Source organism: Protofrankia sp. Cr2, assembly GCF_963555885.1.
In the GTDB taxonomy this organism is placed as follows: Bacteria; Actinomycetota; Actinomycetes; order Frankiales; family Frankiaceae; genus Protofrankia.
In genome coordinates, this window is record NZ_CAUVXG010000120.1 from 934 (window position 1) to 2518 (window position 1585).

Below are 1585 nucleotides of genomic sequence, written 5' to 3' on the forward strand. Positions count from 1 at the left end.
GAAACCGGCGCAAACTACAACTATCATCGCTACTACGATCCCGAGACCGCCCGATACGACTCCACCGACCCCCTCGGCCTCGCCCCGTACGACATACCTTTCAGGACACGTCAGGAAGCATTGGATGCTGCCTACGATCGTGCGGGAATCCCTCGAGGCGCTGCGCCCGACTTGCAGTGGAAAGTTGGCGGCGATCCTTTACGTCGAGGAACATCCGATTACCGATACTCAGAGGATGTGGGTGCACAGGGTCATTACATGCAGTTTGAGACGGAGAATGGCTCACGGGTTCTTGCCGAGCACACGAATGATCCTAGCAGGGGACCACACTTCCATGCGGGACAACCTAAAGGTGGTGATCCAAGTCGGGCCGGCGTAGATTTTGGATGGGGTGGTAGCAGGGATTTTGAGAGGTATCAACAAATTGGAGGCAAGCACCATCTCTTATACCCGAAGGGAATGTAATGTCAACCACTAGCGAGGCTTCCCGTGAGCGGATACTTCGGACGGCGGGACTGATTCCGCTCGGTTCCGCTCTCTCGGGTGGTGGAGTTAAACCTTTCCAGGCCTGGAAGTACGTAATAAGTGGCGCTGTTGTACCGGAAGCTGTAGTAGAGGACGGTAGGGACGATAACCTCGAAGAGGTTGATAGGCAATGGTGGAAGTTGGCCAAATCTCGCGGTGTCGTCTCTAACGACGGCTCATTCTTGATTAGTGTCACCGGAGAAGGTGATTCATTGCCGTGGGCGATTGTCCGTGCCTCGCCAGATTCTCGTCTTGCGGAAACACTCACCGCATATCCTGGCGAACCAGAGTTCGTTGCAATGGCCCGCGATGGCCATGTGGTGTTGGGTGTGACCTCGGAAGAAGACTGTACATGGCTGGTTTGCATTGTCCTCAAGTAGGCAGGATTCTAATGTCGGGACAGCTCTTTGGGCCTAATTCTTTCAAGAATCGCGGTTTCACGAGAGTAAAATCTGACGGCGGTCTCAACCAATCAGTGCATCAGCTCTGGTAGAAGGGCCGGGACGAGGCGCTTGAGGGCTTTGGCGAGGCTCGCCCTGACCGCGAACGTGGGGAGACGGTATCCTCGGACGCTTTGCAGGCCGAGCTGGGCGACCAGGGTGGGAGATACCGAGCGGAGCATCGGCCCGGTGGAGGGGCTGGCGCCGTGCAGCGTCGATTTGGCTTCCTTCAGCGAGGTCTTCGAGCCGACCCACCGCCAGTGGTAGGCCGCGGCCAGCGCCGGTGCCGGATGGGTGGTCGAGGAGGTTGGTCAGCAGGAAGAACAGTTCGCGAGCGTCCTGTCCTGCGACGACACCGCCGAGAAGGCGTGGTTCGACGCCCGGTTTTATGCCATCGTCACCGATCTCGTCGGCACGTCCACCGAACTCCTCGACCCCGACGGGGATCTCGCCTGGCGGGCCCGGAGCACCCTGTGGGGCGCCGGCCCGCCATCGTCTTCCGCCGGTGGCGTCGACTGCCCGCTGCGTTTCCCGGGCCAGTACCACGACCCCGAAACCGGTGCGAACTACAACGTCCACCGCTACTACGACCCCGAGACCGCCCGATACGATTCCACCGA

Annotated in this window: 2 protein-coding genes; both read left to right on the forward strand. The window is 59.4% G+C overall.

The window, feature by feature from the left end:
• Positions 1–171 precede the first annotated feature (171 nt).
• Positions 172–465 carry an HNH/endonuclease VII fold putative polymorphic toxin gene (locus tag U9978_RS24245; protein WP_416211128.1) on the forward strand — a complete coding sequence of 98 codons (294 nt, stop codon included), beginning with the start codon at positions 172–174 and terminating at the stop codon, positions 463–465.
• A 794-nt stretch (positions 466–1259) separates the two neighbouring features.
• On the forward strand, positions 1260–1585 hold a 326-nt coding region (locus U9978_RS23925), incomplete at its 3' end, for an RHS repeat-associated core domain-containing protein (protein WP_322763401.1).